At 55.5% G+C, this 14,778-nt stretch carries 13 protein-coding genes and 2 pseudogenes; 3 read left to right on the top strand and 12 right to left on the bottom strand.

Going from position 1 to position 14,778, the window contains the following annotated elements; genetic code table 11:
- Positions 1 to 23: 23 nt before the first annotated feature.
- From pheS to LN050_01440, 6 genes and pseudogenes are all read right to left on the bottom strand, one after another.
- A pseudogene (pheS, locus tag LN050_01465) lies at positions 24 to 1,083 on the bottom strand (phenylalanine--tRNA ligase subunit alpha).
- Between the two features lie 151 nt (positions 1,084 to 1,234).
- Positions 1,235 to 1,594, bottom strand: a complete 360-nt coding sequence (gene rplT, locus LN050_01460) for a 50S ribosomal protein L20 (GenBank protein UFS56570.1) — start codon at positions 1,592 to 1,594, stop codon at positions 1,235 to 1,237.
- Positions 1,595 to 1,620: 26 nt separating this feature from the next.
- A complete protein-coding gene (gene rpmI, locus LN050_01455) occupies positions 1,621 to 1,824 on the bottom strand; it encodes a 50S ribosomal protein L35 (GenBank protein ID UFS56569.1) in 204 nt (67 codons plus the stop codon).
- Positions 1,825 to 2,015: 191 nt separating this feature from the next.
- Positions 2,016 to 2,570 carry a translation initiation factor IF-3 gene (infC, locus tag LN050_01450; protein UFS56568.1) on the bottom strand — a complete coding sequence of 185 codons (555 nt, stop codon included), beginning with the start codon at positions 2,568 to 2,570 and terminating at the stop codon, positions 2,016 to 2,018.
- Between the two features lie 134 nt (positions 2,571 to 2,704).
- Positions 2,705 to 4,611, bottom strand: a pseudogene (gene thrS / locus LN050_01445) (threonine--tRNA ligase).
- Between the two features lie 159 nt (positions 4,612 to 4,770).
- A complete protein-coding gene (locus tag LN050_01440) occupies positions 4,771 to 5,712 on the bottom strand; it encodes a DMT family transporter (protein ID UFS56567.1) in 942 nt (313 codons plus the stop codon).
- Positions 5,713 to 6,096: 384 nt separating this feature from the next.
- Here LN050_01440 and LN050_01435 point away from each other — a divergent pair, with 384 nt between their 5' ends.
- Positions 6,097 to 7,101 carry a PQQ-dependent sugar dehydrogenase gene (locus LN050_01435; protein UFS56566.1) on the top strand — a complete coding sequence of 335 codons (1,005 nt, stop codon included), beginning with the start codon at positions 6,097 to 6,099 and terminating at the stop codon, positions 7,099 to 7,101.
- A 111-nt stretch (positions 7,102 to 7,212) separates the two neighbouring features.
- Here the strand turns inward: LN050_01435 and aceA are convergent, their stop codons facing one another.
- Positions 7,213 to 8,529: an isocitrate lyase gene (gene aceA, locus LN050_01430; protein UFS56565.1), complete on the bottom strand. Its 1,317-nt coding sequence runs from the start codon at positions 8,527 to 8,529 to the stop codon at positions 7,213 to 7,215.
- A 275-nt stretch (positions 8,530 to 8,804) separates the two neighbouring features.
- Here aceA and LN050_01425 point away from each other — a divergent pair, with 275 nt between their 5' ends.
- Positions 8,805 to 9,695 (top strand): DMT family transporter, encoded by an 891-nt coding sequence (locus tag LN050_01425; protein ID UFS56564.1) that lies wholly within the window; start codon positions 8,805 to 8,807, stop codon positions 9,693 to 9,695.
- Here the strand turns inward: LN050_01425 and LN050_01420 are convergent.
- Together LN050_01420 and hemN are read right to left on the bottom strand one after the other, a co-directional pair.
- Positions 9,692 to 10,372: a sulfite exporter TauE/SafE family protein gene (locus LN050_01420; GenBank protein ID UFS56563.1), complete on the bottom strand. Its 681-nt coding sequence runs from the start codon at positions 10,370 to 10,372 to the stop codon at positions 9,692 to 9,694. The two genes, LN050_01425 and LN050_01420, sit on opposite strands and share 4 nt — an antisense overlap.
- Before the next feature lie 28 nt (positions 10,373 to 10,400).
- Positions 10,401 to 11,768: an oxygen-independent coproporphyrinogen III oxidase gene (hemN, locus tag LN050_01415; protein UFS56562.1), complete on the bottom strand. Its 1,368-nt coding sequence runs from the start codon at positions 11,766 to 11,768 to the stop codon at positions 10,401 to 10,403.
- 158 nt (positions 11,769 to 11,926) lie between these two features.
- On the opposite strand from hemN, the gene fnr reads away from it, so the two are divergent.
- On the top strand, positions 11,927 to 12,658 hold the full coding sequence (gene fnr, locus LN050_01410; GenBank protein ID UFS56561.1) for a fumarate/nitrate reduction transcriptional regulator Fnr: 732 nt from the start codon (positions 11,927 to 11,929) through the stop codon (positions 12,656 to 12,658).
- 27 nt (positions 12,659 to 12,685) lie between these two features.
- Here the strand turns inward: fnr and LN050_01405 are convergent, their stop codons facing one another.
- The 3 genes from LN050_01405 to ccoG are packed head-to-tail and all read right to left on the bottom strand — an operon-like array spanning position 12,686 to position 14,757.
- A complete protein-coding gene (locus tag LN050_01405) occupies positions 12,686 to 12,973 on the bottom strand; it encodes a hypothetical protein (GenBank protein ID UFS56560.1) in 288 nt (95 codons plus the stop codon).
- Between the two features lie 11 nt (positions 12,974 to 12,984).
- Positions 12,985 to 13,281: a nitrogen fixation protein FixH gene (locus tag LN050_01400; protein UFS56559.1), complete on the bottom strand. Its 297-nt coding sequence runs from the start codon at positions 13,279 to 13,281 to the stop codon at positions 12,985 to 12,987.
- 33 nt (positions 13,282 to 13,314) lie between these two features.
- Positions 13,315 to 14,757, bottom strand: coding sequence for a cytochrome c oxidase accessory protein CcoG (gene ccoG, locus LN050_01395; protein UFS56558.1), 1,443 nt, complete (start codon positions 14,755 to 14,757; stop codon positions 13,315 to 13,317).
- Positions 14,758 to 14,778 lie beyond the last annotated feature (21 nt).

Raw genomic sequence — 14,778 nt, 5'->3', positions numbered from 1 at the left:
TGGCGCAAAAAACTCAAGCTGCTTTACTGGAACTGGCTCAAAAAACGCAAATCGCCGTCAAAACAAGCGCAAGTCATTCACGCCGTAGCGCAGCATGGCCAAACGGTCTGGACCCATGCCAAACGCAAAGCCGATAAAGCGTTCTGGGTCTAGGCCCATGTTGCGCACCACATCTGGGTGGGTTTGCCCACAACCGGCCACCTCAAGCCACTTGCCGGCCAAAGGGCCACTGGCAAACTGAATGTCGACCTCAGCGCCTGGCTCGGTGAACGGGAAGAAGCTAGGTCTAAAGCGCAGCACCAAGTCATCAGACTCAAAGTAAGTTTTGCAAAACTCGGTAAAGACCACGCGCAAGTCTTTAAAGCTGATGTTCTCGCCAATCCACAAGCCTTCGCACTGGTGAAACATGGGTGAGTGCGTGGCATCGCTATCTACACGGTAGGTACGCCCTGGTGCAATCACACGAATTTCTGGCATGGCCTCGCCGGCATCCAGTGCTGCGCGGTGTCGCTTGACATGTTGCACCGCATGGCGAATTTGCATGGGACTTGTGTGTGTGCGCAGCAAGTTGGGCTGACCATCCTCGGATTGCACCACTTGCTCAACGTAAAAGGTATCGTGCATTGAGCGCGCCGGATGGTCCGCTGGCGTATTGAGTGCGGTGAAATTGAACCAGTCTGATTCAATCTCAGGGCCGTCTGCGACGTCAAAACCCATGGAGCCAAAAATAGCCTCTATGCGCTCAATGGTGAGACTGACCGGGTGCAATCCCCCTGCTCCTTGGCTACGACCGGGTAGTGTCACGTCCAAAGCCTCGGCCTTGAGTTGCTTGTCCAGCTCAGCCTGCGCCAGCGCTGCTCTGCGGCTGGACAGTGCTGCCTCAATGGCTTGCTTGGCCTGGTTGATCAGGGCGCCTTGCGCTTTTTTCTCGTCTACCGGTAAGGCCGCCATGCCTTTCATCAATTCGGTAACACGACCACTTTTGCCCAAAAACTGCGCTTTGGCGTTCTCAAGATCGTTGGGGGTGTTGGCTTGTGCAAACTGCGCTGCAGCCGTTTGCACCAAAGCGTCCAAGTCGTTCATCGGTATCTAGTGCCTCTAGGGCCGTTGGTATAGAGCCATCAAAAATTATGTCTGTGCAGACCAGCAATAAAAAGGGGCTAGAGCATCGCTGCTTAGCCCCAATTCGTTTGCACGCAATCCACTAACTAGTTAGCGGGCTGTGCGCGTTGCATCAAGCGGCCAATTTGGCTTTAACTTGCTCAACAATGCTGGCAAACGCCGCTTTGTCGTGTACGGCCAGATCGGCCAACACTTTGCGGTCAATCTCAATCGCTGCCTTTTTCAAGCCGTTGGCAAACTGGCTGTATGTCAGACCCAATTCACGTGCACCGGCGTTGATACGGGCAATCCACAACTGACGGAACACGCGCTTTTTAGTGCGACGGTCACGGTATGCGTATTGACCGGCCTTCATCACCGCCTGTTTGGCGATGCGGTAGACATTACCGCGGCGACCGCGGAAACCTTTGGCAAGGGCTAAGACTTTTTTGTGGCGGGCGCGAGCCGTAACACCACGTTTGACGCGAGGCATAGTATTTCTCCTTGTTCGTCGTTAAATCACAGGCCTGCGAAGGGCATCATGCCAGCGATATGACCTAAGTCAGACTTCGCTACATTGGTTGCACCGCGCAAATGACGCTTGTTTTTAGTGGTCTTCTTGGTCAGGATGTGACGTTTGAAGGCTTGACCGCGTTTAACGGTGCCACCTGGACGAACGCGGAAACGTTTCTTAGCCGCACTCTTAGTTTTCATCTTGGGCATTTTTATGCTCCTTTGACATTGTGCTCGTGAGGCGCTGTGAACCTTCCACAGACTTGTTGGCCCCGAGACACTTATTCAACACAACAGCGACAAACCCCTAAGGCCTCACCGCTGCCGGTTGTGGTTGGCAGGTCTTACAACCTACCCGTTCGCACTTGCGTGCAAATACTGCTGCGCCAGTCGCTAAAAGCTTACTCAGCTTTTGCTTCAGCGGCTGCTGGGGCTGCACCTTCAGGTGCGGCCTTTGCAGGCTTATTGCCACCGGGCTTTTTACGCGCCGGTGCAATCATCATGACCATTTGGCGGCCTTCCAGCTTGGGGAATTGCTCCACCATAATTTCGTCGGCCAACTCGTCGCGCAAACGCTGCAACAAGGCCAAGCCCAATTCTTGGTGCGTGATTTCACGACCGCGAAAACGCAGCGTGATCTTGCACTTGTCGCCATCCTCGAGGAAGCGGCGGATATTACGCACCTTGATGTTGTAGTCGCCGTCGTCTGTGCCGGGGCGAAACTTCACCTCTTTAACTTCAATGACTTTTTGCTTGGACTTGGCTTCAGCAGCTTTTTTCTGCTCTTGGTACTTGAATTTGCCGTAGTCCATCAGGCGACAAACTGGGGGGGCGGCATTGGGAGAAATCTCAACCAAGTCCACGTCCAGTTCACCCGCCATGCGCAACGCCTCCATCAATGACACGATGCCTAAAGGCTCGTTATCTGGGCCGCTAACGCGCACCTCAGGGGCCATGATTTCACGGTTTAAGCGGTGTTTGCGCTCTTCACGGTGGCGACGATCACGAAATTCGGTAGCGATGGTTCAATCCTTTTTTCCGCAGCACTAGGCTGCACACAACATATAAAAATCTAGCGGAGTGAGTGGGCTCACACCTTGTCCGATACGGCTTTGGCAACCAATTCAGCAAAGGCTTGCACCGACATCACGCCTAGGTCTTGGTTGCCGCGCGCACGCACAGCAACCGAGCCAGCGGCCAGTTCCTTATCACCAACAACGGCAATGAAAGGCACCTTTTGCATGGCGTAACTGCGTATTTTAGCCGTAATTTTCTCGTTTCGGGCGTCAACCTCTACCCTAAGCCCTTGATTTCTGAGCAATTTGGCCGTTTCGTGGCAGTAATCCAACTGCGAATCCGTGATATTGAGCACTGCAACCTGCGTTGGCGCCAGCCATGTTGGCAAGGCGCCGGCGTGTTCTTCAATCAAAATGCCTATGAAACGCTCCAAGCTGCCAACGATGGCGCGGTGCAGCATGACAGGCCTATGACGTGCACCGTCTTCGCCCACGTACTCGGCATCAAGGCGCTCTGGCATGGAAAAGTCCACCTGCATGGTGCCGCACTGCCACTGCCTACCCAAGGCGTCTTTGAGTGTGTATTCGATTTTGGGGCCGTAGAATGCACCATCTCCCGGCGCTATTTCAAACTCACAGCCTGAGCGGCGCAAGCTTTCCATCAGCGCGTGCTCGGCCTTGTCCCAGCTCTCGTCCGAGCCAATGCGCTGTTCAGGGCGCGTGGCTACTTTGTAAATGATGTTCTTAAAGCCAAAGTCCTCGTACACCTTTTGCAGCAAGGTGGTGTAGGTGACGCACTCGTCCAAAATGTGCTCTTCGGTACAGAAGATGTGGCCGTCGTCTTGCGTAAACGCACGCACACGCATGATGCCGTGCAAGCCGCCTGTCGGCTCATTGCGGTGGCACTGACCAAACTCACCGTAGGCAGCGGCAAGTCGCGGTAGCTCTTAATGCCTTGCTTGAAAATTTGAATGTGCCCCGGGCAGTTCATGGGCTTTAGCGCGTAGTCCCGCTTTTCGCTCTCTGTGGTGAACATGTTGTCGCGGTACTTGTCCCAGTGACCAGTTTTTTCCCACAGGCCTTTGTCCAGAATCTGCGGCCCCTTGACTTCCTGGTAGCCGTTGTTGCGGTAAACCGCGCGCATGTACTGCTCGACCTCTTGCCACAGCGTCCACCCTTTGGGGTGCCAGAACACAGTGCCGGGTGAGTGCTCGTCAATGTGAAACAAGTCCAACTCACGACCCAGCTTGCGGTGATCTCGCTTCTCGGCCTCTTCCAGCATGGTGATGTATTGCTGCAGCTCATCTTTGGTGGCCCAAGCCGTGCCGTAAATACGCTGCAGCATTTCGTTGCGGTGGTCGCCGCGCCAGTAAGCACCTGCAACTTTCATCAACTTGAAGTGCTTTAGCTTGCCCGTGCTGGGCACGTGTGGGCCACGGCACAGGTCTTCGAATGCGCCCTCGGCGTACAAGCTGACGTCTTGGTCAGCGGGAATACCAGCAATGATTTCGGCCTTGTAGGCTTCACCCATGGCCTTGAAGTGAGCCACGGCTTCGTCGCGCGGCAATACACGGCGAACTACAGGCTCGTCCTTTTGCGCCAGCTCGGTCATGCGCTTTTCAATAGCCGTCAAATCTTCGGGCGTAAACGGGCGCTTGTATGAAAAGTCGTAGTAAAACCCGTTTTCAATTACAGGACCGATGGTGACCTGTGCCTCTGGAAACAGGCTCTTGACGGCATAGGCCAACAAGTGCGCCGTTGAGTGGCGAATCAGCTCCAAGCCGTCAGCGTCTTTGGCCGTCACAATAGCCACATTGGCGTTGCCTTCAATTTTGAAGCTGGTGTCGACCAACTGCCCATCAACTTTGCCACCCAACGCAGCCTTGGCTAAACCCGTGCCAATGCTGGCAGCCAATTCGGCCACAGTCACAGGGCCAGGGAAAGAGCGAACGGAGCCGTCGGGTAGCGTGATGTCAGACATAGTCGAAGTGGTAGGTAATGTGTTGGGCACAATCTGCACCGCGGCGCTAAACACTGCTGGTGCACACTGCAATGCGTGCAGCCCTCGATTCTATAGTGCGCACTGGGCCTGCGACCCGACCGGCCCCACCCACAACGCCAGACCCAACCCAAGACGCCACTAAAGCCGCAACAACCACCGCTTCACCACACCTATAGCCGTCAACAAACCAAAGGTGACGACCACAAGCCCCGCCCATTGGTTTGGCGTGGGCAGTTCACCTGTAATGGGTATGCCCATCACAATGGCAGCCGCAGGCACCAGGGCTGGGAATATGGCAGCGCGCGCAGCACCCGCCAGCTCAGCGGCTCGGGTAAAAAACACAATAGCCACCACACCCGACAACAGACCTTGCACCACAAACTGCACCAACAGCGTCCACACCGGCAAGGACGCCAGCCGCGAAAAATCTTCAGTAGCCGCGTACAGGGGCAACACCAGCACAGCAGACAGCACGGACAACACCGCCGTAACGGCAATGGCAGACACTTGCCAACGCTTGGTCAGCACGGTGAACATGGCCCACAGCAAGCCAGCGCCCACAAACATGGCGTCACCTATCAGCGTTTGGGTATCACCCACCCACACGCTAGGGCCAGAAACCAAACACAAGCCCAACACAATCAGCACAATGCCCACAAGACGCTCACGTGTAGGCCTATCGCCCAACAGCCACCACGCAAACAAGGCGGTGCTCACCACAATGGTGGCAGGCTGCACCACGGCACCGTGGGCCAGCGGCGCATAGGCGTAACCGCCCACACCTACAGCAATAAAAATGGGGCCTGCACACAACACCAGGGCCATGCTTTTACGCCACCCAATGCCCGCAAGCTGCAAGGGCTTGTTGCGCAACAACCAGGGCAGCATCACCACACCAGCCACGGCATAGCGGATAAACGCAAAGTCAAACCCTGTCAATCCGCCACTGACACCAGCGCGAGCCAGCGCCATGTAGGCGCCCCAAATCAGGACCGCACCCAAACCAAACATGGTCGCTTGTTGAGTGGGCGTGCAGCTACGCCAAAAGGCAAGCGGTATGGATACTGAATGGCGGGTCATTGCAGCTATTAGAGCCGCAAAACGATAAAGCACCTGTCTCTGGCGCTTGCGACCTGGTGCGCCGGCCACTTTGTTAAAAACATTAAGACTGGTCTGTTTATTCAGCGTGCAGCAAAGCCGTGGCTGGTCACCTGCCAAACTGCATCAAATGAAGTACAACGAACTCGTCTCACCAAGGCAACCAAAGGCCGTGATGCGCAACACAACACTGACACCACCTGCGGCTCGCTCGTCACACCTGAAGTGGCTGCCACGCCTTGCGGTCATGCTGGCATCAACTGCGGCCATAGCCACGTCGGCAAACGCTGACAATACGATTGTTGGCAGCCGCGGCAGCCAGCTGCGCGCGCGCAGGTTGTTGCTGAGTTCCAGGAGCCGTGGGCCTTGTCATTCATCAACGGGCAACAACTACTGGTCAGCACCAAGTCCGGGCAACTGTGGCTGGTCGACACCACAGGGCAAAGACGCCTGGTTGAGGGTGTGCCCACTGTGTTTGCAGGCGGGCAAGGTGGCATGGGCGATGTGGTGCCCCACCCCAATTTCGCCAACAACCAGCTGGTGTACCTGTCGTATGTCAACTCCACCGACGGCGGGCGAACCCGCTTTGCCACCGTGGCTCGCGCAACGCTAGACATCAACGCTTTGCCATTGCGCCTGACCAATCAACAAACCATTTGGCAACAAACACCGGCACTCAGTGGCAAAGGCCACTTCTCACACAGGCTGGCCTTTGCGCCCGCCAACAGTGCCTATGCGGGGCAACTGTTTATCTCATCAGGCGACCGCCAAGAAATGGAGCCCGCGCAGGCGTGGACTGGTAATTTGGGCAAAATAGTGCGCCTCTACGACGACGGTACCGTGCCAGCAGACAACCCTTTCCAGGACAAGGGGCAACTGGCCGCCACCGCCTGGACGACCGGGCACCGCAACGTGCTGGGCTTGGCCTTTAACAACCAGGGCGAGCTGTGGGCCCACGAAATGGGGCCACGCAACGGCGATGAACTCAACCACATCAAACCCGGACGCAACTACGGCTGGCCCTTGGTGTCTGAAGGCAGACACTACAGCGGCCGTGGCATTCCAAGTCACAGCACCCGACCGGAATTTCAAGCCCCAGCGCTATTTTGGGACCCCACCATCGCACCATCTGGCTTGGCGTTTTACAAAGGTGCACAGTTTGCGCAGTGGCAAGATCAAGCCTTTATTGGCGGCTTGCGCAGCCAAGCACTGATTCGTGTGTCCTTCAAGAACGGCCAAGCGGCAGAAGCCGAGCGCTTCAGCTGGCAGCGCCGTGTACGTGACGTTGAGGTGAGCGCAGACGGTGCAATCTGGGTGATGGAGGATGGCGCTGGCGGGCGGCTGATGCGCCTGTCCAAACCGGCGAACTAGATACACCGCGAGAAATGCATCAGCGCAATCCGCCATAGACACAAAAAAGCCACCTCATGCGCAAGCACCAGGTGGCTTCAATCTTGAGCCCCTAGGGGCTAGCGCTTCACGTTAGTGGAACTGCTCTTCTTCAGTAGAGCCTGTCAACGCCTTTACAGATGACGCGCCACCTTGAATAACGGTAGTCACGTCGTCAAAGTAGCCTGCACCCACTTCTTGCTGGTGCGACACAAAGGTGTAGCCGTCTTCGCGGGCTGCGAATTCTGGCTCTTGCACCATTTCTGTGTAGTGCTTCATGCCCTCGCCGCCTGCGTAGGCCTTGGCAAACTTGAAGGTGTTGTACCAGTTCACGTGAATACCAGCCAAGGTGATGAACTGGTACTTGTAACCCAGCGCGGCCAAGTCTTCTTGGAAGCTGGCGATCTGGCTGTCGTTGAGGTTTTTCTTCCAGTTGAATGATGGTGAGCAGTTGTAGCTCAACAACTTGCCTGGGCAAGCTGCGTGCACGGCTTGTGCAAACTCGCGGGCAAAGCCAATATCTGGCACGCCTGTTTCACACCACACCAAGTCAGCGTGAGGCGCGTACGCCACACCACGACTGATGGCTTGCTCCAGACCGTTTTTCACGCGGTAAAAGCCTTCTGGTGTGCGCTCGCCTGTCAGGAAAGGCTGGTCATTGGCATCGTGGTTAGAGGTAATGAGGTTGGCCGCTTCTGCATCGGTACGGGCCAACACAATGGTGGATACACCCATAACGTCGGCTGCAAAGCGTGCGGCGTTGAGTTTTTCAATGGCCTCTTGCGTAGGCACCAATACCTTGCCGCCCATGTGGCCACACTTTTTAACAGCCGCCAATTGGTCTTCAAAGTGCACACCAGCCGCACCTGCAGTGATCATGTTTTTCATCAGCTCAAACGCGTTGAGCACACCGCCAAAGCCTGCTTCTGCATCAGCCACTATGGGCAGGAAGTAGTCAATAAACTCTTTGTCGCCTGGGTTGACGCCGCGTGACCACTGAATTTCGTCAGCACGCTTGAAGGTGTTGTTGATGCGGCGCACCATGGTGGGTACTGAGTCGTAGGCATACAAAGACTGGTCTGGGTACATGGTCTCGGAAGTGTTGCCGTCAGCGGCTACTTGCCAGCCAGACAGGTACACAGCCTCAAGACCAGCCTTGGCTTGCTGCATGGCTTGGCCAGCAGAAATAGCACCAAACGCGTTGACATAGCCCTTTTTGGCACCGCCATTGACTTTGGCCCACAGGTTTTCTGCGCCGCGCTTGGCCAGTGTGTACTCAGGCTGCAGGCTGCCGCGCAAACGCACTACGTCTTCGGCTGTGTAGTTGCGCTTAACGCCTTTCCAACGGGGGTTTTCTGCCCAGTCTTTTTTTAGCGCTGCTACTTGTTGTTCGCGTGTTTGTTGTGTCATGTGGACGCTCCTTGAAGATTAAAAACCGTGAAAACCTTGGGCTCGGCTTGTTGCTTTGCCATGGGCTTAACTATAAGTCTTATATAAGAGTTATTTTGCTCTTGTGTCTTATATAAGATAAAATATTTTTACGTTTATAAACAACGACAAATACTATTAATTTCTCAATACGAAATTGTTTTTCTCACCATGAGAAATTTTTCCGCAGTGCAGCATCGCGATATTTCATATTGTGGTTTTCCCTTTTCAGCTATGCAATCCCCTAAACTAGTGAGATGAAACCTTGGCTTGCATTCACCTGCCTGGCCACCAGCATGGCGCTGGTAGGGTCTTATGTGGCCTTGTCCAAGCCACTGGTGGCCGTATTTCCGGTGTTTTTACTGGCGTGGCTACGCTTTGCGATCGGCTCGGTTGCCATGGCCCGCTGGCTTCAAAAGCCAAGTACAGAAAAACCACTGTCTGCAGCCACCAAGAAGTTGCTGTTTCTAGAGTCTTTTCTGGGCAACGTCTTATTTTCTGTTTGCATGCTGTACGGCGTGAGCCTCACCAGTGCCAGTGCAGCGGGCGTTATGTTGTCTGCCATCCCAGCCATGGTGGCATTGCAAAGTGCGGTGTTTTTAAAAGAGCGTCTAAGCACGCGTTCACTATTGGCCATTGCCTGTGCCATTGTGGGCATAGGCTTGTACGCCAGCATCAGTCACACAGACGTGGACGCCAACTACCCCTACGCATGGCTGGGCAACCTGTTGGTGTTTGCTGCCGTGTGTTGCGAAGCTGCCTACGCGGTGATTGGCAAACACTTAACCCAACACCTAAGCGCTAAACGCATTGCCTCTGTCATCAACGTGTGGGGCTTGGCACTCACCACACCGGCAGGTTTGTATTGGCTGACCCAATTCGACTTTTCAGTGGTTTCACCAAGTGACTGGGGCCTGTTGGTGTTTTACGCGCTGGCCGCTAGCGTACTAACGGTATGGCTTTGGATGACTGGGCTGCAAGGCGTGCAAGCTCACCAAGCGGGTGTGTTCACCGTCGTACTGCCTATCAGCGCAGCGACCATTGGCGTGCTGTTTTTAGGTGACGTCATGACAGTCCTGCAAGCCGTGGCATTCGGTATCGCGCTGATGGGCGTGGTGTTGGCAACCACTGGCAAAGGGCATGCCTAGCACCACAAACCCGTTGGTGCCGTAATACCCATATAGATGGCCCAGCTGGACATACCGAACAACGCCAAACCTGCGGCGCGTATGGCCCAGTGACCGCTTGGGTTGGCCCGCACGCGCAGCAACCACCAAGCGCCCAGTGTCATGGACAAGCCGCTGCCCATGGCAAACGCGGCCATGGTCACCCCGCCTTGTATAGCGTTGTTAGACAATGCAGCCACCAGCAATGCCGAGTACAGCAAACCACAGGGCATCAGCGCCCACAGCATGCCTATGAGCACAGGCGTGTTGGCACTGCGCCCTTGCAGCTTGGGCTTGGTCCAACGCCATAAACGCTGTGCCATACCGTCCATCCAAAAAGGCTGCCGTCCCAGCACCATGAGGCTCACGCCCATTAAGGCTGCCAACACATGAAAGCTGGCCCACAACGGACGCACCACAGCGGTGTTCTCACCCAGCCAGCCCATGGCCTGCACAGAACCGGCCACCACAGCACCGAGCAAGCTGTAGCCCAGCAAGCGGCCCAGCTGAAAACGCCAAAGCGCTTTGCTGTCATTGCCTGAGGCTCTGGCGATACCCGCACAAGCGGCACCGCACATGGCAATGCAATGCGGCCCGCCCAGCAAGCCCATGCTTAAGGCAGCCAGTACAGGTGTGGCCAATTGTGTAAGAGCACTCATGGGTGAATTTTAGGCGGCAAGCGTGTGGCTACATCACCCGCGAAAAACGGGCACTGTCACGTGCACAGTCCAAGTAGCCATCAAACACCATGGCGACTACGCGCACCACGTACCAGCCCTTTGCACTCACTTCAAAGCCTTGCTCGGTGCGCTGCACCATGCCTGCGGCCTGCAGCTCGTCAAGTCGTTGTAGCTCTTTGCCAAAGTATTTCTTAAAGTCCACCAAGTAAGCCGTGTTGAAATCGTCAAAGTGAAGACGGCCGTTACACATAATGCTCATGATGACGGCGCGACGCAGCAGGTCTTCACGGCTCAAGTGCATGCCGCGCACCACGGGCAGCTCATGGTGGTCCAGTGCGTCGTAGTAGTCTTCAAGCGATTTCGTATTTTGGCTGTAACAACGGCCCACCCGACCAATGGCAGACACGCCAAGCGCTACAACGTCGCAGTCTGGTTGCGTGGAGTAGCCTTGAAAATTACGGTGCAAACGCCCTTGGCGTTTAGCCACAGACAACGCATCAGTGGGCAGCGCAAAGTGGTCCATGCCAATGTAGTCGTAGCCCGCATCACCCAGGGTATCCAGCGCCAGCGACAACATGCGCAGCTTATCTGCCCCGCTTGGTAACTCATCGCTATTTATGCGGCGTTGAGGCTTGAAACGTGTGGGCAAATGCGCATAGCCATACACCGCGATGCGGTCTGGCTTGATGGCTTGTACCTGCATCAGTGTGGTGGCAAAGCTGTGTGGTGTTTGCAATGGCAGGCCGTAAATGAGGTCTACGTTGATAGCAGCAAAGCCAATGGCTCTCGCCTGCTGTACCAGTGCTTGCACCAGATCAAAGGGCTGCACGCGATGCACCGCCACTTGTACCTGCGGATCGAAGTCTTGCACGCCAAAACTGAGGCGGTTAAAGCCCATGTCCCACAGCGCTTGCAAGCGCGCCTGACCGACGGTGCGCGGGTCTACCTCAATGGCGTACTCACCGGTTGGCAAACAGTTGAACTTGCTGCGCAGCATGTCCATGCATTGGCGCAATTGGTCATCGCTTAAAAAAGTGGGTGTGCCGCCGCCAAAGTGCAGTTGTGACACGGTGTGGTTAGCGCCCAGTTGCGCAATGACCAAGTCAAGCTCGCGCTCAAGGTATTGCAGGTAACGCTTGGCTTTGCTGTGGTGTTTGGTTACCACCTTGTTACAAGCGCAGTAGTAACAAACCGACTCACAAAACGGCACGTGTATGTAAAGGGACAGTGGCGCGTGGCTCGCTTGGCGCAGCGCAGCCTCATAGTCGCCTGCGGCAAACGCCTCTACAAATCGATCAGCCGTAGGGTAAGACGTGTAGCGCGGCCCGCTCACGTCAAAACGCGCGAGCTCGTCGGCTGTAATAGGTAATGACATGGCATCTACTATGCCGCCGGCCCACCCTGCGCATGTTGATACACGTCAAGCAACAAGCAAAAGTACGCACATACGCATTAAGCATCACCAAGAAACTAATGTCGTCTACTGCACGAATGGGCGCAACTTGGCCATACAAATTCGCGCACAATAAGGGTATGTCGATTATTGGTAAATCAACCACTACCGTTGCGTGCTCAAGCTGCAACCTGCGTGATTTGTGCATGCCTGTCGGTTTATCAAACGCAGAGCTTGAGCACATTGATCGCGTTGTCTCTACCCGCAGACGCATCAGCAAGGGGCAGCCGCTGTTTAGCGCGGGGCAAGCGTTCAACGCCATGTTTGCGGTGCGTTCAGGCTTTTTCAAAACGCTGATCACCGCGCCCGATGGCCGTGAGCAGGTCACAGGCTTTCAAATGGCAGGAGAAATTTTGGGCATGGACGGCATAGTGAACGCACAACACTCCTGCGACGCCGTTGCCCTGGAAGACGCCGAAGTGTGCGTCATGCCCTACGACAATATGGAAAGCATTTCGCGCGACTTCCCCAGTTTGCAACATCACATCCACCGCGTCATGAGCCGTGAACTGGTCCGCGACCAAGGGATGATGTTGATGCTGGGCAGCATGCGCGCTGAAGAGCGCTTGGCAGCTTTTTTGGTCAACCTCACACAGCGCTTGACCGCACGCGGCTTTTCAGCCAGTGAAATGGTGCTGCGCATGACACGCGAGGAAATTGGCAGCTACCTGGGCATGAAGCTAGAGACAGTCAGCCGCACTTTCTCGAAGTTTGTCGACGAGGCACTGATTGAAGTCAAGCAACGTCACATCAAAATCGTGAATATGGACGGCTTGCGCGCGTTGGCCGCGCCCGAGGCACGCGCCATTTGACTCTTGACCAACGCCAAAACAAGGCGTTCAGTCTTGCGTGGCGTGGGGGTTGAGCTGGGCGCGCGGCACAGACAAGGCCAGCGTCAACCAACTAGACAAGCTGGTAACGCCCCAAAAAGCAAAAAACGCCAGCGTGTAAATGCCAGCTGGTGGTAGGCCACTGAATGCCTGGCCCCAGTGCAACTCACTTGGGGAAACAAAGGCAAATACCAACATTTCCATAAGGCCTGCGGCCAAAAATGCTGGCCACAGCACAGCTGCCAAGCGGTGTGTGGTTGTTGGCGTAGATGAGTCGCCAGCTTGAAGTTTGCTCATCATCACAAACGCTACTTTTGTGTGGCCAACGCCCATTCTGGCGTTGCGACATGGTTGCGGGCTTGGCCAGCAGGCAAGTCGGTTCGTTGCAGTGCACGAGCACTGGCCACTTCGTTGGACTGACTGGGTGCGCGCTTGTCAATAAGCGGGTCTACATGGGTCATGGCAATCCAAACGGTTACCAGTGCGGCAACCACCACAGCCACTGGGCCGCCAACCACCAGCCACATCATGGGCTCACGCCACCAAGTCTGACCGGGTGCACGCGCGCTTGATTGCACATTGTTGGGTGCCACAGTGGTACTCATAAATACTCCTAATCCTTATGCAGCGTCGCGCGCCTAACGCGGCATCACAAACGTTGATGTCTCGGTAACCGTGTGCCTCTTGACAGCTGGGGCGTTCAAGGTTTGCACCACAAATTGCAAGGGGTAGGAGCCAGTGGGGTAGCGCATGGGTGGCACACGCACCCTGACAGCAACCGACCTTATCTCTGCTGGCAACACCTCAAAGACGCCATCATCGTCAGCTGTCATCACGCCGCCGTCAAGGCCACTGATGCTGACCGCGTAGCGCTGCGTGTGCTCGGTCGCGTTCATCAGCTGCAACCGGTAAACGTTTTCTACCCATCCTTTTTCAACCATGCGCGCCAAAGCGCCACGATCACGAATTATGTCTACGCGCATGGGGTCGCGCAAGAACAGCGACGTGAACAAGGACACCGTAATCAGCACCAATATGCTGGTGTACACCAGCACACGAGGGCGCAGTGCGCGGCGCAGCATTTGGGCCCGACTCCAGCCACCGGCCATACCGTTTTGGGTGGCGTACTTGACCAGGCCACGTTCGTAGCCCATTTTGTCCATGACCTCATCGCACACATCAATACATGCACCACAACCAATGCACTCGTATTGCAAACCGTTGCGAATATCAATACCGGTAGGACACACTTGCACACACATGGTGCAGTCAATACAAGAACCCAAATTCAACTCGCTTGGGCTTGCAGATTTTTTACGCGCCCCACGCGGCTCACCACGAGCCTCATCGTAGGTGACTATCATGGTGTCCTTGTCAAACATGGCACTTTGAAAGCGAGCGTAAGGGCACATGTATTTGCACACCTGCTCTCGCATAAAGCCAGCATTGCCGTAAGTGGCAAAGCCATAAAAAAACACCCAAAATGTTTGCCAGGGGCCAAGCGCATTGCCAGCCATAGCACCTACCAGTTCCCGTACAGGCGTGAAATAACCCACAAAAGTAGCCCCCGTCCACAAGGCCACCAGCAACCACAAGCCGTGCTTGGCCATTTTGCGCACAGCGCGATTACCTGTCCAACCGTTCTTATCCAAACGCATACGGGCCGAGCGATCGCCTTCGATTTTGTGCTCTATCCACATGAAGATCTCGGTGTACACGGTTTGTGGGCAAGCGTAGCCACACCACAACCGCCCTGCTACGGCCGTGAACAAAAACAAGGCCAGCGCGCTGATGATGAGCAGCCCGGTGAGATAAATGAAGTCTTGCGGGTACAGCACCAGGTTAAAGATGTAAAAGCGCCTGGCTTCCAAATCAAATAACACCGCTTGGCGGTCATTCATGGACAACCAGGGCAAGCCATAAAACACCAGCTGCGTGGCCCACACAAACACCCAGCGCCAGCTGGTAAATATGCCTGTGACCGCGCGGGCATATATCTTGGCTTGCGACTGGTACAGAGACACCGTCACGGCTTCATCAGACGCAGTGGCGTTGCTGGTGACTTTTTTATTGTTGTTCACTTAGGGAGGGGGCGTGTGTGA

The sequence above is a fragment of the Comamonadaceae bacterium M7527 genome, from assembly GCA_021044545.1.
Taxonomy (GTDB): Bacteria; Pseudomonadota; Gammaproteobacteria; order Burkholderiales; family Burkholderiaceae_C; genus RS62.
Note: the sequence above shows the minus strand (reverse complement) of the source record. Positions and strands in the feature narration are given on the sequence as shown.

What these genes read in the sequence shown, in the direction of transcription:
- rplT (UFS56570.1), bottom strand. Translation starts at nt 1,594, where the DNA reads ATGCCTCGCGTCAAACGTGGTGTTACGGCTCGCGCCCGCCACAAAAAA.
- rpmI (UFS56569.1), bottom strand. Translation starts at nt 1,824, where the DNA reads ATGCCCAAGATGAAAACTAAGAGTGCGGCTAAGAAACGTTTCCGCGTT.
- infC (UFS56568.1), bottom strand. Translation starts at nt 2,570, where the DNA reads ATGGCCCCTGAGGTGCGCGTTAGCGGCCCAGATAACGAGCCTTTAGGC.
- LN050_01440 (UFS56567.1), bottom strand. Translation starts at nt 5,712, where the DNA reads ATGACCCGCCATTCAGTATCCATACCGCTTGCCTTTTGGCGTAGCTGC.
- aceA (UFS56565.1), bottom strand. Translation starts at nt 8,529, where the DNA reads ATGACACAACAAACACGCGAACAACAAGTAGCAGCGCTAAAAAAAGAC.
- LN050_01425 (UFS56564.1), top strand. Translation starts at nt 8,805, where the DNA reads ATGAAACCTTGGCTTGCATTCACCTGCCTGGCCACCAGCATGGCGCTG.
- LN050_01420 (UFS56563.1), bottom strand. Translation starts at nt 10,372, where the DNA reads ATGAGTGCTCTTACACAATTGGCCACACCTGTACTGGCTGCCTTAAGC.
- hemN (UFS56562.1), bottom strand. Translation starts at nt 11,768, where the DNA reads ATGTCATTACCTATTACAGCCGACGAGCTCGCGCGTTTTGACGTGAGC.
- fnr (UFS56561.1), top strand. Translation starts at nt 11,927, where the DNA reads ATGTCGATTATTGGTAAATCAACCACTACCGTTGCGTGCTCAAGCTGC.
- LN050_01405 (UFS56560.1), bottom strand. Translation starts at nt 12,973, where the DNA reads ATGAGCAAACTTCAAGCTGGCGACTCATCTACGCCAACAACCACACAC.
- LN050_01400 (UFS56559.1), bottom strand. Translation starts at nt 13,281, where the DNA reads ATGAGTACCACTGTGGCACCCAACAATGTGCAATCAAGCGCGCGTGCA.